General features: G+C 61.6%; 26 protein-coding genes. 16 read left to right on the plus strand and 10 right to left on the minus strand.

The window, feature by feature from the left end; all coding sequences use genetic code 11:
• Nucleotides 1-16: 16 nt before the first annotated feature.
• Both QLG12_RS09965 and QLG12_RS09970 read right to left on the minus strand, forming a co-directional pair.
• Complete coding sequence (locus QLG12_RS09965) at nt 17-1321, minus strand: HAMP domain-containing sensor histidine kinase (protein WP_197871069.1); 1305 nt, start codon at nt 1319-1321, stop codon at nt 17-19.
• On the minus strand, nt 1318-2058 hold the full coding sequence (locus QLG12_RS09970) for a response regulator (protein ID WP_007956289.1): 741 nt from the start codon (nt 2056-2058) through the stop codon (nt 1318-1320). The genes QLG12_RS09965 and QLG12_RS09970 overlap by 4 nt, the downstream gene beginning before the upstream one ends.
• Nucleotides 2059-2364: 306 nt before the next feature.
• On the opposite strand from QLG12_RS09970, the gene QLG12_RS09975 reads away from it, so the two are divergent.
• From QLG12_RS09975 to QLG12_RS09995, 5 genes are all read left to right on the plus strand, one after another.
• Nucleotides 2365-2634: a DUF2790 domain-containing protein gene (locus QLG12_RS09975; RefSeq protein ID WP_282474407.1), complete on the plus strand. Its 270-nt coding sequence runs from the start codon at nt 2365-2367 to the stop codon at nt 2632-2634.
• Nucleotides 2635-2663: 29 nt separating this feature from the next.
• Nucleotides 2664-3002, plus strand: a complete 339-nt coding sequence (locus tag QLG12_RS09980; RefSeq protein ID WP_236194531.1) for a hypothetical protein — start codon at nt 2664-2666, stop codon at nt 3000-3002.
• Between the two features lie 77 nt (nt 3003-3079).
• On the plus strand, nt 3080-4294 hold the full coding sequence (locus QLG12_RS09985) for a cytochrome c biogenesis protein DipZ (protein WP_236194532.1): 1215 nt from the start codon (nt 3080-3082) through the stop codon (nt 4292-4294).
• Between the two features lie 218 nt (nt 4295-4512).
• The gene (locus QLG12_RS09990) at nt 4513-4785 is read left to right on the plus strand and encodes a DUF4242 domain-containing protein (protein WP_197871075.1); all 273 of its coding nucleotides are present in this window, start codon (nt 4513-4515) and stop codon (nt 4783-4785) included.
• Nucleotides 4786-4817: 32 nt separating this feature from the next.
• Complete coding sequence (locus QLG12_RS09995) at nt 4818-5630, plus strand: class I SAM-dependent methyltransferase (protein ID WP_197871077.1); 813 nt, start codon at nt 4818-4820, stop codon at nt 5628-5630.
• Between the two features lie 52 nt (nt 5631-5682).
• On the opposite strand, the gene pcsA is transcribed toward QLG12_RS09995, so the two are convergent.
• Nucleotides 5683-6405, minus strand: coding sequence for a phosphatidylcholine synthase (gene pcsA / locus QLG12_RS10000; protein WP_197871079.1), 723 nt, complete (start codon nt 6403-6405; stop codon nt 5683-5685).
• Nucleotides 6406-6665: 260 nt separating this feature from the next.
• On the opposite strand from pcsA, the gene QLG12_RS10005 reads away from it, so the two are divergent.
• From QLG12_RS10005 to ligD, 4 genes are all read left to right on the plus strand, one after another.
• Nucleotides 6666-7388: a tellurite resistance TerB family protein gene (locus tag QLG12_RS10005; RefSeq protein WP_197871081.1), complete on the plus strand. Its 723-nt coding sequence runs from the start codon at nt 6666-6668 to the stop codon at nt 7386-7388.
• A gap of 167 nt (nt 7389-7555) precedes the next feature.
• A complete protein-coding gene (locus tag QLG12_RS10010; RefSeq protein ID WP_197871083.1) occupies nt 7556-8932 on the plus strand; it encodes an iron-containing redox enzyme family protein in 1377 nt (458 codons plus the stop codon).
• An 11-nt stretch (nt 8933-8943) separates the two neighbouring features.
• Nucleotides 8944-9897 (plus strand): methyltransferase, encoded by a 954-nt coding sequence (locus QLG12_RS10015; RefSeq protein ID WP_282474408.1) that lies wholly within the window; start codon nt 8944-8946, stop codon nt 9895-9897.
• Nucleotides 9898-9914: 17 nt separating this feature from the next.
• Nucleotides 9915-12461, plus strand: coding sequence for a DNA ligase D (ligD, locus tag QLG12_RS10020; RefSeq protein ID WP_282474409.1), 2547 nt, complete (start codon nt 9915-9917; stop codon nt 12459-12461).
• Here the strand turns inward: ligD and QLG12_RS10025 are convergent, their stop codons facing one another.
• Together QLG12_RS10025 and QLG12_RS10030 are read right to left on the minus strand one after the other, a co-directional pair.
• A complete protein-coding gene (locus tag QLG12_RS10025) occupies nt 12462-12866 on the minus strand; it encodes a hypothetical protein (RefSeq protein WP_181457918.1) in 405 nt (134 codons plus the stop codon).
• A gap of 114 nt (nt 12867-12980) precedes the next feature.
• Nucleotides 12981-13295, minus strand: coding sequence for a DUF2388 domain-containing protein (locus QLG12_RS10030; protein WP_039770957.1), 315 nt, complete (start codon nt 13293-13295; stop codon nt 12981-12983).
• A 248-nt stretch (nt 13296-13543) separates the two neighbouring features.
• Between QLG12_RS10030 and QLG12_RS10035 the strand changes: the two genes are divergently transcribed.
• Nucleotides 13544-15157, plus strand: a complete 1614-nt coding sequence (locus QLG12_RS10035; protein WP_282474410.1) for a methyl-accepting chemotaxis protein — start codon at nt 13544-13546, stop codon at nt 15155-15157.
• A 40-nt stretch (nt 15158-15197) separates the two neighbouring features.
• Here the strand turns inward: QLG12_RS10035 and QLG12_RS10040 are convergent, their stop codons facing one another.
• Entirely contained in the window at nt 15198-15623 is a 426-nt protein-coding gene (locus QLG12_RS10040) for a nuclear transport factor 2 family protein (protein WP_197871091.1), read from the minus strand.
• A 432-nt stretch (nt 15624-16055) separates the two neighbouring features.
• Between QLG12_RS10040 and mqo the strand changes: the two genes are divergently transcribed.
• Nucleotides 16056-17705 (plus strand): malate dehydrogenase (quinone), encoded by a 1650-nt coding sequence (mqo, locus tag QLG12_RS10045; RefSeq protein ID WP_085607539.1) that lies wholly within the window; start codon nt 16056-16058, stop codon nt 17703-17705.
• Between the two features lie 66 nt (nt 17706-17771).
• On the opposite strand, the gene QLG12_RS10050 is transcribed toward mqo, so the two are convergent.
• Nucleotides 17772-18200: a nuclear transport factor 2 family protein gene (locus QLG12_RS10050; protein ID WP_197871095.1), complete on the minus strand. Its 429-nt coding sequence runs from the start codon at nt 18198-18200 to the stop codon at nt 17772-17774.
• A gap of 41 nt (nt 18201-18241) precedes the next feature.
• Here QLG12_RS10050 and QLG12_RS10055 point away from each other — a divergent pair, with 41 nt between their 5' ends.
• A complete protein-coding gene (locus tag QLG12_RS10055; protein ID WP_282474411.1) occupies nt 18242-18544 on the plus strand; it encodes a hypothetical protein in 303 nt (100 codons plus the stop codon).
• Between the two features lie 2 nt (nt 18545-18546).
• Here the strand turns inward: QLG12_RS10055 and QLG12_RS10060 are convergent, their stop codons facing one another.
• Entirely contained in the window at nt 18547-19023 is a 477-nt protein-coding gene (locus QLG12_RS10060; RefSeq protein ID WP_236194541.1) for a hypothetical protein, read from the minus strand.
• A 250-nt stretch (nt 19024-19273) separates the two neighbouring features.
• On the opposite strand from QLG12_RS10060, the gene QLG12_RS10065 reads away from it, so the two are divergent.
• From QLG12_RS10065 to QLG12_RS10075, 3 genes are all read left to right on the plus strand, one after another.
• Nucleotides 19274-19720: an NUDIX hydrolase gene (locus QLG12_RS10065; RefSeq protein ID WP_236194542.1), complete on the plus strand. Its 447-nt coding sequence runs from the start codon at nt 19274-19276 to the stop codon at nt 19718-19720.
• Between the two features lie 93 nt (nt 19721-19813).
• Complete coding sequence (locus QLG12_RS10070) at nt 19814-21025, plus strand: helix-turn-helix domain-containing protein (RefSeq protein ID WP_282474412.1); 1212 nt, start codon at nt 19814-19816, stop codon at nt 21023-21025.
• Between the two features lie 32 nt (nt 21026-21057).
• Nucleotides 21058-21690, plus strand: coding sequence for a PQQ-binding-like beta-propeller repeat protein (locus QLG12_RS10075; RefSeq protein WP_197871101.1), 633 nt, complete (start codon nt 21058-21060; stop codon nt 21688-21690).
• Between the two features lie 4 nt (nt 21691-21694).
• On the opposite strand, the gene QLG12_RS10080 is transcribed toward QLG12_RS10075, so the two are convergent.
• Together QLG12_RS10080 and QLG12_RS10085 are read right to left on the minus strand one after the other, a co-directional pair.
• Complete coding sequence (locus QLG12_RS10080) at nt 21695-22561, minus strand: CAP domain-containing protein (protein ID WP_236194544.1); 867 nt, start codon at nt 22559-22561, stop codon at nt 21695-21697.
• Nucleotides 22562-22691: 130 nt separating this feature from the next.
• Nucleotides 22692-23462 (minus strand): alpha/beta fold hydrolase, encoded by a 771-nt coding sequence (locus QLG12_RS10085; RefSeq protein ID WP_282474413.1) that lies wholly within the window; start codon nt 23460-23462, stop codon nt 22692-22694.
• A gap of 111 nt (nt 23463-23573) precedes the next feature.
• Between QLG12_RS10085 and QLG12_RS10090 the strand changes: the two genes are divergently transcribed.
• Entirely contained in the window at nt 23574-24518 is a 945-nt protein-coding gene (locus tag QLG12_RS10090) for an aldo/keto reductase (protein WP_282474414.1), read from the plus strand.
• Nucleotides 24519-24528: the final 10 nt, after the last annotated feature.

The following is a 24528-nucleotide window of genomic DNA, read 5'->3' on the forward strand; positions in this document are numbered from 1 at the left end:
TAGCGACCGCTGGTGCTCAGCTCAATGGCAGTTTCAGCTCCGCACACAACCCGCCACCGTCGCGATTGCTCAGCGTCAGCGAACCGCCCAGCGCCAACGCCAGTTGCTGGGCGATCGCCAGCCCGAGCCCGGTGCCGCCGGTACTGCGGTTGCGAGAGTTTTCCACGCGGTAGAACGGCTCCATCACCTGGGCCAGTTCTTCTTCGGCGATGCCCGGGCCGCGATCCATGACCTTGATCGACAGTTCGTTCCTGTCGCGTTGAATCAGCAACTCGGCAGCGCCGGCGAACTTCAGCGCGTTGTCGGTCAGGTTGACCAGCACCCGGCGCAACGCGTGGGGGCGGGTGTCGATGACCGCGTCACTCTTGCCGCTCAACTGCACTTCCTTGCCCATGTCCTGATAGTCGAACACCAGGCTGTCGAGGAACGAATCCAGATTGGTGCGCCGGCTTTCTTCGGTCGAGCCGTGGATGCTGCGGGCGTAGGCCACGCCTTCGCGCACCAGATGTTCCATCTCGCCGAGGTCGTTCCACAGTTTGTCTTTCTCGGCCGAATCGTCCATGAACTCCGCCCGCAGTTTCATGCGGGTGATCGGGGTTTGCAGGTCGTGGGAGATCGCCGCCAGCAATTGCATGCGTTCTTTGAGGTACGCGGCGATGCGCGCCTGCATCGAGTTGAAAGCGCGGGCGGCGTAAGCCACTTCGTTCGGGCCTTTTTCGTCGAGGTTGATCGGGTGGGCGTTGGGATCGAGGGTTTCCACCGCGTTGGCGAGGCGGGTGAGGGGGCGGATGGCGATGCGCACCGCCAGCCAGGTGCAGGCGAGCATCAGCGCCAGTTGCCCGAGTAACACCACCGGCAGCCACGGCGACAGCGGCACCATCGACGGGCGCACATCGATGGTCACCGGGCTGCCGTCGCTCAGGCGCAGGTGGCCTTGAAAGTGTTTTATCGGGCCGGGAATATCGGTGAACGTCAGCGGATAGGCCTCGCCAATTGCGTCGGTAATCGAGGTGACGGCAATCGGTACGTCCTGCGGGTCCAGCGGCGTGCCCGGTTCGCCTTCGCTCAGCAGATAACCGTAGTTCTTGCGCGCCAGACGTTTGAGCCACATCGGGCGTTCTTCGGCGGGCAGACGATCAAGAATGGCAATCGAGGTCGAGACGTCGGTTTCGAGGTTGCCGAGCATGGTGTTTTTCGCGCTTTCGTAGCGCTCGTAATATTGCGCGCCGAACGACAGCGCCTGAGCGAGGATCAGCCCGATCAGGAAAATCAGCGACAAGCGGGAGGCGAGGGTGCGCGGCCAGCGCAGGGCGACATTCATGCGGGGGCTCCGAGGACTTCGACCGGCAGCGAGAACACATAGCCTTCGCTGCGCACGGTCTTGATGTAGGCCGGTTCACGGGCGTCATCCAGCAGGCGCTGGCGCAGACGGCTGACCAGCAGATCGATGGAGCGGTCGAACAGATCGGCGTCGCGGCCCTGGGTCAGATTCAGCAATTGATCACGGCTCAACACCCGTTGCGGATGGTCGAGGAACACGCGCAGCAGACGGTATTCCGCGCCACTCAGCGCGACCATGGTGCCGTCCTTGTCCAGCAGATGCCGAGCCGATGTGTCGAGCTGCCAGCGACCGAACGCCAGCAGCCGACCGCTTTCGGTGACCACCAGGTTCGGCGGCAGCATCCGGGTGCGGCGCAGCACGGCATTGATCCGCGCCAGCAGTTCGCGGGCGGCGAACGGTTTGGTCAGGTAATCGTCAGCGCCCATTTCCAGACCAAGGATGCGGTCGGTTTCATCGTTGCGCGCAGTGAGCATCAGGATCGGCGTGGCCCTGTGTTTGCCCGAGCGCAACTCTCGGCACAGCAGCAGGCCATCGTCGCCGGGCATCATGATGTCGAGCACGATCAGGTCGACGGTGTTGGCTTCCAGAAAGCTTCGCATCTGCCGGCCATCGGCAACCACCGTGGTGCGCAGGCCGTTCTTCTTCAGGTAATTGCCGACCAGTTCGCGAATCTCGCGGTCGTCGTCGACGATCAGGATGTGATCGACATGTTCCATGGGGCCAAACCTCAATCAAAGGGGATTGCCGGGCAGTCTATCGAGCCTGCGCGAGGCCGCCTGCCTGCCTTTGTATTGCAGTGTATCCAGCGCTGTGACGGATACACGCCGACGCAAAAAGCGGATTTTTACAGGGTTTTGTATCGCTGTGTATCCCGGGCGCGTGCGGATACGTAGCGATTTATACACGGCATTTGCCGACACATGCGCGATACCTCGCGAGCTTTAAATGGGCTCCATCGAGGCACACACAGAACGCCTCGGCCCAATCAACGATTCAACCATTGAAGCCCCGAGGAAAACGCCATGAACGCCAAGACCAAATCGATCGCTGCCGCTTGCCTGTTTGCCGCTTTGAACATTTGCACTCTGTCGGCCCGCGCCGAAGCCGATGTCCCCCCGCAAACCTACTCCTACGGCAGCCACCTGGACATCCAGAAAGTGGTGTCGCTGAAACAGGACAACTCGATGACCTGCGGCATCGTCGACGCTCGCCTGACCTACCTCGACTCGGCCGGCAAGACCCAGGTGCTCGACTACCGCAAATTCGCCGACGGCTGCAACGAAGACAACTGATTAACCACCTCTATAAAAGGAACATCGCCATGAACAACGTATCGCGCTATCTGACCGCTGTTGCCTTCTCCCTCGCCGGTGTCGCGGCCCACGCCAACGCTGCCGTCGAACAGAACAGCTGTGGCAGCAGCACCTGCTTCCAACTGGCCCCGGTGGCCAAGCCGGGCAGCGACGGCCTGATCGCCGCCGACGGCTCCAGCCGTACGCCACAAGGCCAGACACTGGCTGCCGACGGCTCCAGCCGCACGCCACAAGGCCAAACACTGGCCGCCGACGGCTCCAGCCGTACGCCGCAAGGCCAGACGCTGGCTGAAAACGGTGCCAGCCGTACGCCACAAAGCCAATGGCTGGACAGCCAGACGGCTTGAGGATTGAAGGGGGCTGCCCGTAACGGGCGCCCCCCGAACCACTCAACAGACCACCCCTCATTCAAAAGGTGAACCTCATGTTTCTCATCGCTTTCCTGGGCGGTCTGTTGACTGTCCTCAGTCCGTGCATCCTGCCGGTGGTGCCGTTTCTGTTCGCCGGTGCCGACCGCACCCGTTCTTCGATCCTGCTGACCCTCGGCGGCATGGCCCTGACCTTTGCCCTGATCTCCAGCCTGGCGGTGGTCAGCAGCGAGTGGGTGATTCAGGCCAGCAACACCGGTCGCCACATTGCGCTGGCGGTGATGGTGCTGTTTGCGCTGTCGCTGATTTCCGCCCGTATCGGTGACTGGCTGGCGCGGCCCTTCGTGCTGCTGGGCAATCGCCTCGACCCCGACGCCCGGAAAAAGACCGGACCCATGGCCTCGATCATGATCGGTGTCGCCACCGGTCTGCTGTGGGCGCCGTGCGCCGGTCCGATCCTCGGTGTGATCCTCACCGGCGCCATGCTGCAAGGCGCCAATGCCCAGACCAGCCTGTTGCTGCTGGCCTACGGGTTGGGCAGTGCGCTGTCGCTGGGGACGCTGATCTTCGCCGGTCGTGGCCTGGTCAATCGGCTGAAGCCGTCGATTCCGTTCACCGGCTGGTTCCGCCGTGGTGCGGGTGTTGCGGTGCTGGCGACGGCGGCGGTGATCGCCACCGGTGCCGACAACCTGCTGCTGGCCAACACCTCGTCCCAAGGCGTGGCATCGGTCGAGAAAAGCGTGCTGGAGAACGTGCCGAAAGTGGTGGACTACTTTGTCAGCAAAGTCCGTGCAGACTCGACCGAAGACGAGGCGAGCAAAGGCGCGATGCCGTCGCTGTCCGGCGCAGTGCAATGGTTGAATTCGCCGGAACTGACCGCTGAATCCCTGCGCGGCAAAGTGGTGCTGGTGGACTTCTGGACCTACGACTGCATCAACTGCCAGCACACCCTGCCGTACGTTAAAGAGTGGGAGAAGAAGTACGGCAAGGACGGCCTGGTGGTGATCGGCGTGCACACCCCGGAATACGGCTACGAGCGGATCATCGACAACGTCAAGGATCAGGTGCACAAGCTCGGCATCACCTACCCGGTGGCCATCGACAATAACTACGCGATCTGGCGCAACTTCGATAACCAGTACTGGCCGGCGCATTACCTGGTCGACGCCAAGGGGCAGGTGCGTTACACCCACTTTGGCGAGGGCAGTTATCAGGCGCAGGAGCAGATGATTCAGCAACTGCTCAAAGAGGCCAAGGCGCCTGCGGCCTGATCAATGAAAGCGAACGGTCCGGGGTTAATCTTCCCGGGCCGTTTCGCTTTTCCCGTATCTGTTTCGAGGCCTTTACAAAATCCCGCCATTCATCGGCCAACGCCCGGTTTTATGGGCTCTCCGGACGATTGACAGGGACGCCGGCCAGCGCCCGCGCGATAGTGGCGAAGCAGGGTCGATGCCGGCCTTGTCACTGATAAAAAGAAAGCGAGGTTGCCATGCCGAAGTTCGTGATTGAACGCGAGATTCCAGGAGCCGGAAAGCTATCGGAGCAAGAACTCAAGGCCGTATCGCAAACGTCCTGCAACGTGCTGCGTGAACTCGGGCCGCAGGTGCAGTGGCTGCAGAGTTATGTGACTGCCGACAAGATCTATTGCGTGTACATCGCACCCAACGAGGAACTGGTGCGCGAACACGCCAGGCGTGGGGGATTTCCGGCCAACAGCGTGTCCCGGGTGACGAGCATCATCGACCCGACGACCGCCGAGTGACGCTTGACCCTTCTGCCGTGGAGCCCCCATTCATGAGTACCCCCATTGATCTCACTGCCCTGAAGGAACGCCAGAAAGTCGCCTGGGCCAGTGGCGACTATGCCTTGATCGGCACCACGCTGCAGATTGTCGGTGAAACCCTCGCCGAAGCCTGCGACCTGCGCTGCGATGAAGAGGTGCTGGACGTTGCTGCCGGTAACGGCAATGCCACGCTGGCGGCGGCGCGCCGGGGTTGTCTGGTGACGTCCACCGACTATGTCGCGGCGCTGCTGGAACGCGGCCAGGACCGGGCGCGCGCCGAGCATCTGGACGTGACCTTTCAGGTCGCCGATGCCGAAGCGCTGCCGTTTGCCGATTCCAGTTTTGACGCAGTGCTGTCGACCTTCGGCGTGATGTTCGCCCCGGATCAGGCGAAAGCGGCCAAGGAGCTGGCGCGGGTCTGTCGCCGGGGCGGACGGATCGGCCTGGCCAACTGGACGCCGGAAGGCTTCGTCGGCCAGATGTTCAAGACCCTCGGGCGCTATCTGCCACCGCCACCCGGTGCGCAACCGCCCTCGAACTGGGGCGCGGAAGCCTGGCTGCATTCGAACTTCGATGATCGCCAGTTCCAGGTCCAGGTGACCCGCCGCCACTTCAACTTTCGCTACCGCTCGGCGGCGCATTTCATTGATGTGTTTCGCCACTGGTACGGCCCGGTGCACAAGGCGTTCGTGGCGTTGCCGCCGGAGAGCGGTCAGGCGCTGGAGACAGATCTTGCTTTACTGATCGACGGGTTGAACCGGGCGGGAGCGGAATCGATGGTGGTGCCGAGTGAATATCTGGAGGTCGTCATCACCAAGCGCTGAAACCATTGTGGGAGCGAGCTTGCTCGCTCCCACAGGGATCCCTGCAAAGCTTCTATTTCAGATGCGCACCGTCAAACCACTCCAGCGCCGTGCGCCAGATGCAGATGCCGAGAAAGTACGCCGACGCCAGCAGCCACAAGCCCATCACCAGCGGGTTGATTACCGGGTGGTTCAGCACCAGCGACAGACTGCACAGTAGCCAGATCGCCGTCACGGCAATGTTGATCGGCATGAACCGGCGTACCCGGAACGGGTGCAAAAACTTCATCCGGGTCACGGTCAGCAGCGCCAGGCCAATCACCGTCAGGAACGTGATCCATGGCCCCGGATCGATGATGTACAGGCACAAGGCAACCACGTTCCACGCAGCGGGGAAACCGACGAAGTAGTTGTCCTTGCTCTTCATATTGACGTTGCAGAAGCAGAACAGCGACGACACCAGAATCAGCGACACGGTCAGCAGCAGGGTGTAGTCGGGCAGGGGAATGTAGCGATAGATGAACAGCGCCGGAATGAACACGTAGGTCAGGTAATCGATCACCAGATCGAGGATCGATCCGTCGAAACTCGGCAGCACCGACTGCACGTTGACCTTGCGCGCCAGCGCCCCGTCGAGGCCGTCGACGATCAGCGCCACGCCCAGCCACATCAGGCAGTGGATTGGCTGGTTTTCCAGCAGGGCAAGGGTGGCCAGGAAGGCGGTGACCACGCCGGTCGCGGTGAAACCATGGGCGCCCCAGGCCTTGAGCCTGGCGATGTGGACGGTCGATATCACGAAGGCGTTCTCCAGAAAGTGCAGCAAGCCGCGTAAACCCTCGGGCAGCAAGGGCGGCGACCAACCGGGTCGGGGTTGCAGTTATCGACCGGTCGGGCCGGGTCAAGGTTCACCCATGCGTGAAGATTAGCTGGCCGGGAAAAAATTTCTCTGGAGAATCACTTGCCCATGGCCACGTCAGCCCAACGGTGCTGGCACATCACATCAGGAGGGCTATCGTTGCCTGACGCAGTCATACCCCTTTGCCTGAGGACGACGTCATGAACACCAGCGATCTGCTCGAACAACTGCTGCGAGGCCAGGCCTCGGCCGGACAACCAGGTGGCGCGTCGGCCGGCGGGGGACTGGGCGGGCTGCTCGGTGGTTTGCTGGGCGGTGGCGATGTTTCCGGGGGTGGATCTCCGGCTGGCGGACTGGGTGGCCTGGGCGGGCTGCTCGGCGGATTGCTCGGCGGTGGCGGCGCGCTGGGTGGTGGCACGCAGCGTCGTTCTGGCGGTACCAACTACGCGGCACTGGCCTCGCTGGGCATGATGGCGTTCCAGGCGTATCAGGCCTGGCAACGCAGCCAGGCGTCCGCCGCGCCGCAGCAGGCGCCGCAAACTGCGGACCTGCTGTCCGGCCCGCAAGTCGAAGAACACAGCCACGCCGTTCTGCGGGCGCTGATCGCGGCAGCCAAGGCTGACGGGCGGATCGACGAGTCGGAAAAACACCTGATCAGCAGCGAAATCGGCAAGCACACTGACGACCCGAACCTGCAGCAATGGCTCGACGACGAAGTCGCCAAACCGCTGGATCCCACCGAAGTCGCCCAGGCGGCGCAGAACGATCCGGCGATGGCCGCCGAAATGTATCTGGCCAGCGTGATGCTGGTGGACGATCAGCAGGACGCCGAGCGCAATTATCTGGATGAACTGGCGGCGGCGTTGCAGATCGACCCCGAGTTGCAGGTCCACCTGGAGCAGCAGGCCAAGGGCACAACCTGACCCTCTCATCCCACAGCCTTCGACCGCTCTGCTCAAGCAAGGAGCGAGCCGAAGGCTCCGTCCGTCAGGGCAATTTTCAAGCCGATTGAATTTTTGACGCGCCAAGCCTCTCTGCTGCACTAGAGGCGAGTGACTGAGCGTCCTGCCAATCGATCGAGAACATTGCCATGACTGTCCTGACTCACCTGCAAGCTGCCCCCGCCCAATCGCGACCGCTCGACTCTTCGGGTGAGTTGCGGCGTATCCATGAAGCGCTTTTAGCCGACGAACATCCGCAGCCGCTGGCGCGCGCCTTTCTGGAAGATCAACTGCTGCAAGCCGCGCAGTTGAAGGATGAGTTGCCATCGGACCCCGCGCAGTGGCATGCCTGGGTGGCCGAGCACTGTGCCGAAGTCGCCCGGCAATATGCCGACTACCTGCAACAACGCAAGGCTGGGGGCGCGCGACGGTTCTTCAGTTGCAAGGCTCATGCGCTGTATTTCCTCCAAGCGGTGGCGCCGACCAAACTGGTCGATGGCGCCTGGCTCTACGGCTTGCTCGGACAGTGGCGCGATCCGCGCTTCAGCAGCCTGCTCAGCACCTATCTGGAAGAGCTGGGTGATGGCAATCCGGCGCAGAATCACGTGGTGATCTACCGTCAGTTGCTCGCCGAACAAGGCCTCGAACCCAGCAATCCTCTGCCCGACGAACGCTACCTGCAAGGCGCGCTGCAATTGGCCCTGGGTGCCTGCGGTATGGATTTTCTCCCGGAGGTGATCGGTTACAACCTTGGCTACGAACAGTTGCCCTTGCACCTGCTGATCAGCAGTTACGAGCTCAGCGAACTGGGGATTGATCCGTACTATTTCACCCTGCACGTGACCATCGACAACGCCAGCACCGGCCATGCGCAAAAAGCCGTTCAGGCCGTTCTTGATCTGTTGCCACTGGAAGCCGATCGCAGCGATTTTCTGCGTCGGGTCTCGCTGGGCTATCGACTTAATGATCTGGGGCAGGGCAGCCGCGCAATCATCGAGGGCTTCGACCTGGAGCGCGAGTTGTTGGCGATGCTCGAACGCAAGTGTCCGTTCGCTCAGCACATGCACTCCGATTATTGCCGCTTCGAAGGCAAGACCGTCAATCAGTGGCTGGCCGATCCGCAGCAGTTGTCCGGGTTCCTGAAAGCCATGCAGGTCAAGGGCTGGATCAAGCGCCACGAAGATCCCCAAGGCAGCCGCTTCTGGCAATTGATCGATGGCGATGGTGCAGCGATGTTCGGCGTGTTCAGCGCCTATGAAAAACAACTGGTGCACGACTGGATTGCCGGTGACTGGATTTCTGCGGACAAACCCGTCGCGTTCCGCCGCCGCCCCTCGGTTCCCGCGCCGATCGAGGTGCCCGAACAGGACCCTGATGTGCAGCGCCTGAATGCGGCGCTGCAAGGGCAGGACGCACACACCAGGTTCGCAACGTTGATCCCCTGGCTCGCGCCGGCCCGGCACGCGCATCCGGCCGGGCTGCTTGCCACTCGCCGATTCATCCAACTCAAATCCGGCCTGCGTTAAGGAAATATTCAATGAATCAGGAAGAACAACTGTCTGCCAACGATCTGGTGCTGCTGCAACTGGGGCGGCGCTTGCAGGCCGACGGCTATCGTTTCATCACCCCGACGCCTCTGACCCATCAACGGGTCAACCAGCGCGACGAAGGGCAGGCCGCCGATAGCCTGCGGGATGTGTTCGGATGGTCGCGTCCTTTCGAACCGGGCCTGCTTTCTGCCGACGAACAGCGGCAATTGCAGGACGCCCAGGTGATCGATGCGTTCGACGGGCGCTTGAAGAGCCGGGTGCGCTGGTCGAGCCTGGATGATTTGCTGTTCGTGCATTCGGGGTTTCCCACCGATGCCGCCGATTCGGTGTTCTTCGGCCCGGACACCTATCGCTTTGCCCAACTGATTCACAGCCATTTGCAGCAGAACTTTGCGCCCATTCACCGGGCGGTGGACATCGGTTGTGGCGCCGGAGTCGGCGCGATCCTGATTGGCCGTGCCCGGCGCGAAGCGCAAGTGCTGGCGGTGGATATCAACCCCGCCGCGCTGCGCCTGACCACGATCAACGCGGCGCTGGCCGAAGTGGCCAACGTCGAGGTGCGCGCCAGTGATGTACTGCAAGGCGTGGATGGTGAATTCGACCTGATCGTCGCCAACCCGCCGTACATGGCCGATCCGGCCGGACGAGCTTACCGCCACGGTGGCGGGACGTTGGGGGCGGGCCTGTCCCTGCGGATCGTCGAACAGGCGCTCAATCACCTGACCCCCGGCGGCTCGCTGCTGCTGTACACCGGTGTGGCGATGGTCGATGGCCGCGATCCTTTCCTCGACACCGTATTGCCGCGGCTGGATGAAAAACGCTTCGGCTGGATCTACCGCGAACTCGATCCCGATGTGTTCGGCGAAGAGTTGCTGAACCCGGGCTATCAGCGCGTCGACCGGATAGCCGTGGTCGCGCTGACGGTGACTCGAACAGGCTGAAACAAGGCAGGTGCAGGATGAGCAGGAATCTCGACGACTACAACCGGATGCGCGACTTTTCGGCGACCTCTGAACCGTCGGCTGACCACCGCCGGGGCAAGAAATCCGCCGGCGACCATGCCCTGCAGTTCTGCATTCAAAAGCACGATGCCTCGCACCTGCATTACGACTTTCGCCTGGAACTCGACGGCGCGCTCAAGAGCTGGGCGGTGCCCAAGGGCCCGTCGCTGGATCCCAAGGTCAAGCGGCTGGCGGTGCATGTCGAAGACCATCCGCTGGACTACGCGACGTTCGAGGGCAGCATTCCCGAAGGGCATTACGGTGCCGGCGATGTGATCGTCTGGGATCGCGGCGTGTGGATTCCGCTGGAAGACCCGGAGAAGGCCTACGCCAAGGGCAAGCTCAAATTCGAACTGCAAGGCGAGAAACTCGCCGGGGTGTGGAACCTGGTGCGCACCCACATGCCGGGCAAGAAAGAGCAGTGGTTTCTGATCAAGCATCAGGACAGCGCCGCACGCCCGCAGAGCGATTACGACGTGCTGGTCGCCGAGCCCGACAGTGTGCTCAGCGAGCGCACGATCGTCGACAAACCCCGGCTCAGTGCCAAGCAGGTCAAACCACTGAAAAGCCCGGCGAAAGCACCGCGCAAGCCGGCTTCGGGCAAACTCACCGGAGCGCACAAGGCCAAAATTCCCGCGCAGCTCAAACCTCAACTCGCCACCTTGGTGGAGAGCGCGCCGGAAGGGGATTGGCAATACGAAATCAAGTTCGACGGCTATCGGATCATGGCGCGTATCGATCAGGACGAGGTGCAGTTGTTCACCCGCAATGGTCATGACTGGACGCACAAGTTGCCGAAACAGGCGCAAGCCCTCGCGGCGCTGGGCTTGGAATCGGCATGGCTTGACGGTGAGATGGTGGTAGCTGACGCCGACGGTGTGCCGGACTTTCAGGCCCTGCAAAACGCATTCGATTCGGGACGCAGCGAAAACGTCGTCTATTACCTGTTCGATCTGCCGTATTTGAACGGTGTCGACCTGCGCGAGGTGCCGGTGGAGGAGCGGCGTGCAGCGCTGGCCACGGTACTGAAAAGCCATGAAAGTCCGCTGCTGCGTTTTTCCGAGGCATTCGACGAAACCCCGCAGGCGTTGCTTAACAGCGCCTGCCAGATGCGCATGGAAGGCCTGATCGGTAAACGCCTCGGCTCGCCTTACGTGTCGCGCCGCAGCAGCGACTGGATCAAGCTCAAGTGCAAGCATCGCCAGGAATTCGTGATCGTCGGCTATACCGATCCGAAAGGCGCGCGCAGTGCGTTCGGCGCGTTGTTGCTGGGGTTGCATGAGCGTGACAGCGGCGAGTTGCGGTACGCCGGCAAGGTCGGCACGGGATTCAATGAATCCACCCTCAAGAGCATCCTCGCGCAGCTCAAACCCTTGCGGGTGAAGAAGCCGGCGGTGATCAATCCGCCCAGCGGTTTCGAGGCCAAGGGTGTGCACTGGCTTAAACCGAGTCTGCTGGCGGAAGTAGCGTTTGCCGAAATGACCCGGGACGGCTCGGTGCGCCATGCCGTGTTCCACGGCCTGCGCGATGACAAACCGGCCAAGGACATCACCGAGGAGCGCGCCAGACCCATGAAACCTTCAAAGACCGAAGCTACCGCTCCGTCCCAATCCGGCCTGGCTGACGGCAAAGTGCGGATCACCCATCCCGACCGGGTGATCGACGCCAGCAGTGGCACTACCAAAATGCAGCTGGCCGAGTATTACGCCAGCGTCGCCGAATGGATTCTGCCGCAGCTCAAGGACCGCCCGGTGGCGCTGGTGCGCGCGCCGGACGGTATCGCCGGTGAGCTGTTCTTCCAGAAAAACGCCGAACACCTGGCGATCCCCGGCATCCGCACGCTGGACAAGGAACTGACCGGCCAGCCGGTGATGCTGATCAACAATGCCGAAGCCTTGATCGGCGCGGTGCAGATGAGCACTGTCGAATTGCACACCTGGAACGCCACCACAACGGATCTGGACAAGCCCGACCGCTTTGTCCTCGACCTCGACCCGGACCCGGCGCTGCCGTGGAAAAGCATGGTGGAAGCCACGGCGCTGACCCTGACCGTGCTGGACGAGTTGGGCCTCAAGGCGTTTCTCAAGACCAGCGGTGGCAAGGGCATTCATCTGGTGGTGCCGCTGACCCGCAAGCATGGCTGGGACGAGGTCAAGGATTTCAGCCACGCCATCGTCACGCACATGGCGAAATTGTTGCCGGAGCGTTTTTCTGCGGTATCCGGGCCGAAAAACCGTGTGGGGCGGATCTTCATCGATTACCTGCGCAACGGCCTGGGTGCCACCACCATTTGCGCCTACGCAGCGCGCACCCGCGAAGGGCTGCCGGTGTCGGTGCCGCTGTTTCGGGAAGAAGTCGGCGAGATCAAGGGCGCCGATCAATGGAACGTGCGCAACGTTCACGAACGGTTGGCGGAGGTGGGCGATGAACCCTGGGCGGACATCAAGAAAACCCGACAGAGCATCACGGCCGAGATGCGCAAGCGGGTGGGCATGAAGAAATGATCAGGTGCCGCGCAACAAATCGTGGGCGTTGAGCAGATCGAAGGCGACTTGCGGATTGTTTTCCAGGCCTCGGCGGATGGCGGCGGGGATGGTTTTTCGGGTTTTTCGACAGAGCCCCGGGAGCTCTTGGACTTCGATTTCGATGCCTCCGCGCACCGTCCGCACCTCACCGAACTTTGGGGCGATCAGCACGCGAATCCCGAGCTGATCGAACATCCTGCCTTGCAAACGCTCGAGGTCGGCGAGGTCTTTCAGGTTTTCCAGACGTTCAAGCAGTCGCTTCTCTTCCTCGCGGGTCAGCAGCAGGATGCGCACATCCGCGCCGGGCGTATCCAGCAGCGGATCACGCCCGCAGATGCACAGACCCGGCGGGCAAGGGGAGCGAAGCGAGGCGGAAATCGTCATGGCCTCCATCATAGAGGCCGTTCGACGGTTTTGCCCATGGTCGTCTGCCAGCCGTCCATCGGCGGGGCGTAACGGTGGCAAGTCCGTCAGCCACCATCATCGAACGTGCCGTGGTTACTGCGACAGACCTTCGTAGTGAACCAGAATGGCATTGGCCAGCTCTTCATCGCTGGCGTTCAGGCCGGGATTGTCCTGACGCACCTGTTGCAGCACCGATTCCAGGTACACGCCACGGATCGTTCCGCCGCTGGCGACGAATGCGGACAAGTCGTCACGGGCCGGAATCACCATTTTGTGATCCTTGAAAGTCGAGTACAGCGACGCGGAAACCCCCGCTGAAGTAGCCACATCTCCCGCATCCACGCGGGCGAATGCCGAACCGAAAGGCAGGCACAGCATAAGAGACGAAACGAGTAATAAACGGCGCATGACGGTGTTCCTCCAGCAGCGTGAAGCGAAAAGGAATTACCACATAATGTGAGAGGTGCCGGACAGCCTGGGAGTTCCATGCGCCATGCCGGGCGGTAGTGGCCGTAGAACGAGAACCGTCGCACAGTCCGCGTTTTTACCGAATGTAACGACACACCCTGCGACGCTCTAAAGCGGCGGATTCACGTAAATAGGCTTAACTGAAGCGTTGAACGGCGCCGCGTGGCGCAGCCTGGGAGGAAATCACGGTGTCGATCAAACTGCGTTTGGTGTTGCTGATTGCAACCAGCCTGCTGACGGCGTTGATCGTGAGTCTGGTCAGTTACGTCGGCAATCAGCGGATGGCTTCGGCGGTCAGTGACAACGCGGTCAGCATGAGCGCGCTGCGCAATCACATGGAAGCCGACATGATGCATGACGCCCTGCGTGCCGATGTGTATTCGGCAATGCTGGTGGGGCTGGGCAAAAGCACCAGTTCGGCGGACGAGGTGCGCAGCTCCGTCGAAGAGCATGCGGCGCATTTTCGCGAGGTATTGGGTGAGAATCTCAAGTTGCCGGTGAATCCGACGATCAAGTCCGCGCTCGAGCAGATCAAGCCCAGCCTCGACACCTACATCAGCGCCGGCGAGCAGATCGTCGGTCTTGCACTGGAAAACCCGGACAGCGCCCAGCAGCATCTCGGCACCTTCAGTACGGCGTTCAGCCAGCTCGAAGAACAGATGGCCGCCCTCAGCGAGCTGATCGAAACCAATGCCCGGCAGACCAGCGAGGGCACCGAAGCGGCGATCCACAATGCCAATGTCGCACTTGGTATTGTCCTCATTGCCAGCCTGTTGCTGCTGTTGGTTCAGGGCCGCTGGGTGATCCTGAGCATCATGGGGCCGCTGAAGTCCGCCAGTCGCATCGCTGAAAGCATCGCCCACGGCAACCTCAGCGAACCGATCGCCGAACCGTCCGGCAAGGACGAAGCCAGTGCGCTGATCCGCACGCTGGCAACCATGCAGCGCGACCTGCGAGACATGATCGGTGTGGTGCGAAGCAACGCCCACGGCGTCAGCGGCATGAGCGAACAACTGAGCCACGGCTGCCATCAGGTGGCCGACAGCAGTCAGCAGCAAAGCACCGCCGCCGGCACCATGGCGGCTGCCGCAAGCCAGATGACCGCCAGCATCGAGGAAATCACCCGTCACGCCGAGCGCGCGTTGAACATGGCCAGCCAGGCCGAGTCACTGGCGAAAAACGGCGGGCAGGTGATCCATCAAGTAGTCAGTGATATGGACGACATCGCCCGTTCCGCCCAGCAATCGGCACAGGTGATCCGCACCCTGGATCAGGAATCCGAAGGCATCTTCAATATCATTCAGGTGATCAAAAGCATCGCCGATCAGACCAACCTGCTGGCGCTCAACGCAGCCATCGAGGCCGCCCGGGCGGGCGAGCAGGGCAGGGGCTTTGCGGTGGTGGCCGATGAGGTGCGCAACCTGGCTGCGCGCACCAGCGCCTCGACCCAGGAAATCGCCGCGATGGTCGCGCGCATCCAGAACAGCACCCGCGAGGCCGTCAGCAGCATGGAAGCCGGTGTCGCCCAGGTCGACAAGGGCATGGCGGTCACCGCCGACGTCGAACGCGCGATCCGCGAAATCCTTGAGGCCACCCTGAGCACTACGCAATTGGTCAACGACATCACCCGCACCATCGGCGAACAGAGCCATGCGAGCAACGAGATTGCCCATCAGGTGGAGATGATCGCGGGCATGTCGGAGGGCAACAGCAAGGTCATCGGCCAGACGGCCAATACCACGGACGAACTGTCGAGTCTGGCGGGGCGGCTGGCGCAGTCGGTGGATCGGTTCAGGTTGTGAGAGCAGGCTCTGCCGCCTTGTCAGCGGCAGAGCTCATGCTTCAGAACTTGTACGCCTGACGCCCCACCAGCAGCCATTTGCCGGACTGCTTCTGCCAGATCTGGAAATTCTCAATTTCCGTCGGCACGACCTCGGTGCCTTTCAGTGCCTGCGCCGAGAAGTGATGGCGCACCAGCGCGGTGTCCCCGGACATTGTGATGGTCTGGTTCTGCATCTCCAGCGTCTTGAATGCGCTCTTGCCGGTTTCAATATCGGCAATGAAGGCTTTCTTGTCCTGGATCTTGCCGCTGGAGTGGCCGTAGGTCAGGTTGTCGGCGGTCAGGGCGTTCAGCTCGGCGATGTCCTTGTGCAGCATCGCCTGGGTCAGATGGTCAACGGCCTGGGCGACGTCCTGTTCCGCCGGGGCGGCGGCGACATAACCACTGAAAACACAGAAAAGACCGAGCAGCACTTTGCTTTTGTTCATGAGGATTCCTTGTTGTTGTAGGTTTCGGAACGACTGGAGTATTTGTCAGTCGTCGTACAACTTGTCAGGAACAGGACGGCGTTTGAAAGCGCTTGATGAACCAATGGAAAACTATCCGGTCGCGAACAGACGCGCGGGTTTGCCATGACGTGATATTCTTCGCGCCACTTGTTTTGACCCCATTCAGTCTGGCGCGCTTTTCGGCGGGCCAGGCGGAATCCCTGTCGCTCAAGTAGCTGAAGCCAATAATGATAAGAAGTCAGTTCAGAAGGGACATATAACTGAGGTCGACGCAGCCTGTCGGCCTTGTGTGCCCACCCGTCAAAATTGAAGTGTGCCGGAACCCGCGACGCTGGCCTGAGTGTCGCGAAAGAGGGGACCCCATACGTACAACAGCGGCGGGCGGAAGGCGTTTTATCATAGGTGCAACAGATGTTTAAGAAAGTGAACACAGCCTTGCTGGGGCTGGCTTTGGCGATGGGGATGTCTTCCGCCAATGCCGAAGAAGCAAAGAAAGTCGACGTTCTGCTGATCGGCGGCGGCATCATGAGCACCACCCTGGGTGTGTGGATCAATGAGCTGGAACCGACCTGGTCGATGGAAATGGTCGAGCGCCTCGACGGCGTCGCCCTGGAAAGCTCCAACGGCTGGAACAACGCCGGTACCGGTCACTCGGCACTTGCCGAGCTGAACTACACCCCGGAAGACGACAAGGGCAATGTCACCATCCCGAAAGCCGTCGAGATCAACGAAGCGTTCCAGGTCTCCCGTCAGTTCTGGGCCTGGCAGGTTCGTCAAGGCGTCCTGAAGGACCCTCGTTCGTTCATCAACACCACTCCGCACATGAGCTTCGTGTGGGGCGATGACAACATCAAGTTCCTGAAAAAGCGCTACGAAGCCCTGCAAGCGAGCCCGCTGTTCGCCGGCATGCAGTACTCCGAAGACCCGGCTGTGATCAAGAAGTGGGTCCCGCTGATGATGGAAGGGCGTGACCCGAACCAGAAAATCGCGGCCACCTGGAGCCCGCTGGGTACCGACATGAACTTCGGCGAAATCACCCGCCAGTTCGCCGGTTACCTGCAGACCAAGCCTAACTTCAGCATGAAGCTGTCCAGCGAAGTGCAGGACATCACCAAGAATGCCGATGGCACCTGGCGCGTCAGCTACAAAAACCTGAAAGACGGCACCAAGACTGAAACCGACGCCAAGTTCGTGTTCATCGGCGCTGGCGGCGGTGCACTGCACCTGCTGCAGAAATCCGGTATCGAAGAAGCCAAGGAATACGCTGGCTTCCCGGTAGGCGGCTCGTTCCTGGTGACCGATAACCCGGCCATCGCCGAACAGCACCTGGCCAAGGCCTACGGCAAAGCTTCGGTTGGCGCGCCTCCGATGTCCGTTCCGCACTTGGACACCCGTGTCCTGGACGGCAAGCGCGTCATTTTGTTTGGCCCGTTCGCGACTTTCAGCACCAAGTTCCTGAAAGAAGGTTCGTACCTGGACCTGCTGACCAGCACCACCACCCACAACATCTGGCCTATGACCAAGGTCGGCATCAAGGAATACCCGCTGGTCGAGTACCTGGCCGGTCAACTGATGCTGTCGGATGAAGACCGTCTGAACGCGCTGAAGGAATACTTCCCGAACGCCAAAGCCGAAGACTGGCGCCTGTGGCAAGCCGGCCAGCGCGTGCAAATCATCAAGCGTGATGAAGCCGCTGGCGGCGTGCTGAAACTGGGCACCGAAATCGTTGCTTCCAAGGACGGCTCCATCGCCGGTCTGCTGGGCGCATCCCCAGGCGCATCGACCGCTGCACCGATCATGCTGAGCGTGCTGCAGAAAGTCTTCAAAGACAAAGTCGCCAGCCCTGAGTGGCAAGCCAAGCTGCACCAGATCGTTCCAAGCTACGGCACCCAGCTGAACAACGATCCAGCCAAAGTGGCTGAAGAGTGGGCCTACACCGCCAAGATCCTGCAACTGCCAACCCCTCCGGTGATTGGCCAGGTTGCAGCTCCAGCGGCGGACGCCTCGGCTGAAAAAGCCCCGGCTCCAAAAGAAAGCGCTGCACGTGACATGGCTCTGTAACCAGACGCCTGACACACGAAGCCCACTGATCCGGTGACGGTCAGTGGGCTTTTTTGTGTGCGGATTTCAGGCCTTGGCGGCCGCCAGATAAGCGCCCAGACGCCGTCCCATCTCTTCCCCCAGCGCCTGCAACCCGCTGAGCGGCCGCACCATCACCTCGAACTCGACGATCTTGCCTTGTTCATCGAAACGGATCATGTCGATGCCTTTTAGCTCTTTTGCGCCGACTTTGGCGCTGAACTCCAGCACCACATTCAGGCCATCGGCTGTCGCCAGTTCACGGTGGTATTTGAAGTCTTCAAACACCTCGAACACGGTATTGAGGATCATCGACACCACCGGCGCGCCTGGATAAGGCGTGTGGGCCATCGGCGAGCGAAACACCGCTTTGGGATCGAGCAATTCGGGCAGGGCCTTGAGGTTGCCGGTGCGGATCATCTCGTGCCAGCGGCTCAGGGATTCGGCGGCGTTGGGGTGCAGGTTCAAATCGGACATGGTTTCACTCCTGTATTTTTGTTGTTCTTGGCGCGGCGCCCATGACTCTAGATCAAAGCTGCGTAATGGAAACCCTCTGTACCGACCTGAATGTCGAACCATGCGCCAGCCCGATCCATCTGATCCGCTTTTTCCTGTCGGATCTGCATCTGTATCCATCTCAGCCACGGGCCCAGAATAGCCCTGCCGTTCGGCCATACGCGACGCGCTTCATTCCGAAGCGCCCGGTGCGCCGGACATTCAGTATTCAGGAGGCCTTCATGGCTAAGATGGCGATTTTTCTCGGCGGCTTTCTTGTGTTGACCATCATGATCGGCGTCCTTGCCACGATTTCTCCGGTCTGAGATCAGCAGTTGAGCAGCGGCATGTGGCGCTCTTCACGGACTTTGAAATGGATCGGCGCGGTCGGGATTTTTTCTCCATTCAGGAAGAGATCCGGTAGCGTCAGGATGAAATCGTCTATTTCACCGTCACCCAGGGGCGTTCCCGGGGAATAAATATCCAGCTTCGTTTCACGCGGGTCGAAACCGGTTTTCAGGTGTTCGATCGTGACCGTATAGGACTTGCCGTTGGCCAGCTGCACGGTGGCCTCAGGTGACGCCGCGCTGATCCAGAGTGCCGGAGGAGGGGTTTCTTCGGCGATCTTGCGTTGTTCCGGTGTTTGCAGGTTCCGCATGTACGGGGGCGTGTAGAGGTAAACGTACATCCGCAACTCGGTGTCCGTGGAGAGGTGGGAGTCGGGTTTGGTTGGCATCCCCGGCAACGGCGCATAGACCAGAAGATGAACCCAGTCGAGCGTCTTTGATGCGGTCTTATACCTCATGGACGGCTTCGCTCCGGGACACGTCCTGACCAGCAGCGCGTGCTCGCCCACGGTCGATTCCGGATATAGAAAGGGCCCTGTGCTGCAAGCCGCGAACAAAGGGAGCAACAGGTACAAGGCAAGACGTTTCAAATGATCGACTCCATGATGGACTGTTTTCCTTTCCCAGCCGACGCAGATTACCTGAAGCGCATGGATGTGGCGTGTGATCTAATCCCGGCCCTTTTATCCAGCAAACGGACTTTACCCCATGGCCGAGCAGCGTATCCGCGCACTTGCACTGTGTGTCTTTCATCACCAGGGCAAGATTCTGGTGAACCGTTGCCACGACCCGGTCGCAGACAAATCCTTCTACCGGCCTATCGGTGGCGGAATCGAATTTGGTGAAACCAGCCGCGAGGCGATCGTGCGCGAAGTGCAGGAAGAATTGGGTCTTTCCATAAAGGATCTGCGCCTGCTCGGCACGCTTGAAAGCCTCTTCGTCTACAACGGCAAACCGGGGCATGAAATTGTCCAGGTGTATGACGCCCGCCTCGAAGACGCGCAAGTGTACGAGCAATTACAGATCGTCGGGCACGAAAGCGACGGCACTCCGTTCACCGCAAGCTGGCAGGGCAGTTCAAGCTTCACGGATCAATCGCCGTTGGTGCCGGTGGGTTTGCAGGCGCTGCTCGAGGGCGCCGCGATCCTTGACTGAGCGCGCCGTCAAACGAGCATCCAGACAAATCCATATTCAGTATTAGACTCCACCCACGATCTGATACCGGAAACCTGCCATGTCGGACGCTCCATGGACTCGCTGATCAACGCCGCCGGCCGCGCGCTGGCAGCGGGAGATCCGTTGGCGGCGCTGAATTTCGTCGCCCTGCGTGAAGACCCTCCAGCCCTGGCCCTGCGCGGGATCGCCATGGCGCAGCTCGGCGACATGACGCGGGCCAGGACGTTGTTGCAACGGGCAGTGAAGGCATTCGGCGCCAATGAGCCGCTGTCCCGGGCGCGCTGTGTGATCGCCGAGGCCGATGTGGCGCTGGCGGCACGGGATCTCGGTTGGCCGGTCGAGGCACTGGAGGCGGCGCGACAAGTCTTGCAGGATCATGGCGACGGCGTGAATGCCGCGCACGTGCGTTGTTTGCAGATTCGTCGGTTGTTGCTGATCGGCCAGCTTGATGCGGCTGAAAAGCTGCTCGATGAACTCGATCCTGCACCGTTACCCCCGGCTCTGCGCACTGTTCATGAATTGATGACAGCCGGGATCGCTTTGCGTCGGGTCCAGGCGCACAAGGCGCAAACAACGTTGGAACGCGCGCAACGTGCAGCTCATCAGGCGGCGATTCCGGCACTGTTGGCAGAGGTCGCTCATGCCCTGCAACTTCTTCATGAGCCGGCAGCCCGATTGATCGTTGCGGGCCGGGAGAAAGCGGTCACGCTCGCGCAGGTGGAAGTGTTGTTCACCTCGCCGACGCTGGTGGTCGATGCCTGTCGCTACAGCGTGCGCGGTGCCGGAATGACCGTGGCGCTGACCACGCGACCGGTGTTGTTCAACCTCGTTCGGCTACTTGCCGAAGCCTGGCCGGCAGGGGTGTCCAGAGAGGCGTTGATCGCCAAAGCCTTCCGATTGAAACTCGATGATGAATCCCACCGCGTCCGATTGCGGGTCGAAATTGGCCGGTTGCGTGCGGCGTTGCGTCCGCTGGCCGGAATCATCGCAACCCCTCGCGGCTATGCACTGGTTGCACACGATGTAGCGCTGCTCACGTTGCCGCTCGAAGACAGACACGCCGGGCTGCTGGCCTTGCTTGCCGATGGCGAAGCGTGGTCGAGTTCGGCACTTGCGCTCGCGTCGGGCAACAGCCAGCGGCAAGTGCAGCGGGCACTTGAAACGTTGGCGGCACAAGACAAAGTACAGGCATTCGGTGCGGGCCGTGCACGACGCTGGCTGACACCGCCATTGCCGGGTTTCGCGACGATCTTGTTACTCCCGGTGTCGCTGGGCAATGGCTAGGCTGGACTCACCCACTCAGCGAGGAAACCAGCATGAAACAGGCAAACGCAGAAATCCTTCGGGAATACGGCCCGTTCGAAGGCATCGACGGTGTCCATGGAGTGACCTACGATGGCCGGCAAGTCTGGTTCGCCAGCGATGGTCAGCTCAACGCACTCGACCCGGCCAGCGGCGAAACTTTGCGCACGATCAAGGTCGGCGCCGATGGCGGGACCGCGTTCGACGGCAAGCACCTGTACCAGATCGCCGACTGCCGAATTCACAAGATCGACCCCGTCACCGGGCGCGTACTCCATACCATTCCGGCTCCGGGCGACGGCGGCGACTCGGGCATGGCTTGGGCCGAGGGCTCGTTGTGGGTGGGGCAATACCGCGACCGCAAGATCCACCAGATCGATCCGGACACCGGAAAAATCCTCCGCACACTTGAGTCCAATCGTTTTGTCACCGGCGTCACCTGGGTCGACGGTGCGCTGTGGCATGGCACCTGGGAAGGCGATGAAAGCGAGATCCGGCGGATCGACGCGGGCAACGGCGAGGTACTGGAAAGCCTGACTTTGCCCGGCGGCATCGGCGTCTCCGGGCTGGAGGCCGATGGCGCTGAGCGATTCTATTGTGGCGGCGGGAAAAGTGGCAGGGTTCGGGCGGTGCGTCGGCCGAAATGAACGCTCAAGGCGCCCCGAACAGCATCGTCCAGTAAACCCCTTCGTCACTGCGCGCCTCACTGGCAAACCCGGCGCCGACCTGGGTGAACATCGGGTTCATCAGGTTGGCGCAGTGTCCGGGGCTGGCCAGCCAGCCGGCCATGGCCTTGCCCGGTGAGCTTTGTCCGGCGGCGATGTTTTCGCCGATCTGCCGGCCACGGTAGCCGGCTGCGCGGGCACGATCTGCCGGGCCGTCGCCGTCCGGGTCGCGGTGGGCGAAGTAGTTGCCGTAGGCCATGGCCTTGCTGTGGCCCTGGGCGGCGGCGCCGAGTGCCGGGTTCCAGCTCAAGGGCCGGGCAGCGGCGAAGCGCTGCCGACCGCACATACGCGGCCGGGCACGGGCGGCGTTGACCTCGGCCAGCAAGGCCTTGCCGACGCTGCGGTTGTCGCCGACGCGGCTGTCGAGCACCGGCCGGGCCAGCACCACTTGCCATTCGCTGCGGGCGCGGCTGATGCCGATGTCGGCGTATTGACCGTCGAGCAATGCGCCGCAGTAATCGTCTTGCAGCATTTCGAACGCCTCTTCGGCGTCCTGTGCGCCGACGATCCGGATGCTGCGCACCGCCACGGCGGCGTATCCGGAATCTTTCAGTCGCTCACGCAATCCACCGCCGTAGCCATAGCCGACCGGCAACGCCAGATTCGACTTCAGCGTCAGCGGCGCCAGCCGTTGAGCCGGGCGCCGGTCACAACGTTGCGGATGGGCCCGGTAGTCGTTGATGGCGGCCACCAGTTGGCGCTCGGCGCTGGCGTGGGCAGAGGGAGAAAGCAGGGGAGAAAGGATCAACAGGCACAGCGAAACGAAGCGAGACGAACGAACGGCGTGGCGCATGGGACGCAAAGCTCTGAAAAAGGACAGCGCTGAAGGAAAGTGAACCGCAGAACGCGGCGCGGGTAGGACTGGCCTTTTTGCACTTGGTTCACGAGGTGGCGCCGGGTTTCATCGGCTGCCGACGAAGTGCTCAGCGATTCAACGCATCCTCGATCCATTGCAGGTATTGCGGCCGTTCGGAAATCGAATTGTGCGTCGCGTTCGCCACCACTTTGAGCGTGGCCACACCGCCGGGAAAGCTGTGCAGCAAGCGTTCGGTGCTGGACCGTGGAATCACCTCGTCATCGTTCGCCGCCAGCAGCAGCGTCGGCACGCGGATATGCGCCGCGTACTGGCCGGACCGGAAACGATCCTTGAGCAACCACTGCACCGGCACCCACGGGAACTGGCGGGTGGCGATTTCCTCGAGGCTGTTGTAGGGAGTGACCAGAATCAGCCGCTGCACCGGCCGCTGGCTGGCCAGCCGCACCGCGACCCCGGAACCGAGGCTGCGTCCCAGCAGCGCAATCTGCGGATGACTGGCATACACCTGATCAAACAGCGCCAGCGCATCCTCGGCAATCGCCGCTTCGGAGGGCGAACCACCGCTGCCGCCAAAACCCCGGTAATGCAGCAAATACAACGAATAGTCGGCAAACGCCTCGGAAAACTCCGGCAGATTACGCGAAACATCTTCGGCATTGCCGCCGAAATAGATCAGTGCTTTGGGTCCGGCGCGCTCGCGCACTGTCACGCGGATCTCGGCGTCGGGCATGGCCAGCGTCAACCGCGACTCCGGTGAATCGAGGCTGGTGGGCTGGGGAAAATAGATCAGCGCCCGCTGAAAAACGAACAGCGCCGCGCACAGGATCAAGTACACGGCGAGGATCAATGCGACGAGTGACGACAGGGTTCTGGACATTCGACTAACGTTAACCGGGCGCGCAGGTTGGCTGTCGCAGTGTAGTCCAACGGTGTTGCGGGCTGCGTCAAAACACAAGGTGCAACAGATCCACAGGGCAAGGGCGCCAGCATGAACCACACTGAGGGATATTCCCGCCGCCGGTTGCTGACGCTGGCAGCCGGGGTGTCAGCGGTTTTTACCTTTGACCGTGCGCTGGCCGCCATTACGTCGCCGAATGCCACAGGAGCCCAGACCATGCAGACCCGCGCCATCCCTTCGAGCTCCGAGCCACTGCCGCTGGTGGGGTTGGGCACTTATCGCGGTTTCGACGTCGCCCCTGGCGATCCGGTCTACAAACAATTGCCGGCGGTGCTCGGCGAGCTGTTCAAAAAGGGTGGCACGGTGATCGACAGCTCGCCCATGTATGGCCGCGCCGAGGAAACCACCGGTGAATTGCTGTCGATCCACGAACCGCGCTCACCGGCGTTTCTGGCGACCAAGGTCTGGACCCGGGGTCGCGAGGAGGGCATCGCGCAGATGGAACAGTCGTTCAGCCTGCTGCGCACCGAGCGCATCGACCTGATGCAGATTCACAACCTTTTGGACTGGCAAACCCACCTGCCGACCCTGCGCGACTGGAAAGAGCAGGGCCGCATCCGCTACATCGGCATCACCCACTACACGCCGTCGGCCTATGACGAGGTCGAAGCGGTGCTCAAGGCCGAGCCGCTGGATTTCCTGCAAATCAATTACGCGCTCGATGATCGCTGGGTCGAGAAACGCATCCTGCCGCTGTGTCGCGAGCGTGGGGTGGCAGTGATTTGCAACCGACCGTTCGGTGGCGGCGACCTGCTCGCGCGGCTCAAGGGCAAACCGCTGCCGGGCTGGGCGGCGCAAGTCGGGGCCAGGAGCTGGCCGCAACTGGCGCTGAAATTCCTGCTGGCGCATCCGGCGGTGACCTGCGTGATCCCTGGCACCAGCAATCCGCTGTACATGGCCGACAATGCCGGCGCCGGGTTCGGGCTGATGCTGACCGATGCGCAGCGTCAGCAGTTGATTGCATTGGTGAGTTAGCTATTTCCCG

Origin of the sequence: Pseudomonas sp. V88_4 (assembly GCF_029967985.1) — a bacterium.
Lineage (GTDB): Bacteria > Pseudomonadota > Gammaproteobacteria > Pseudomonadales > Pseudomonadaceae > Aquipseudomonas > Aquipseudomonas glycinae.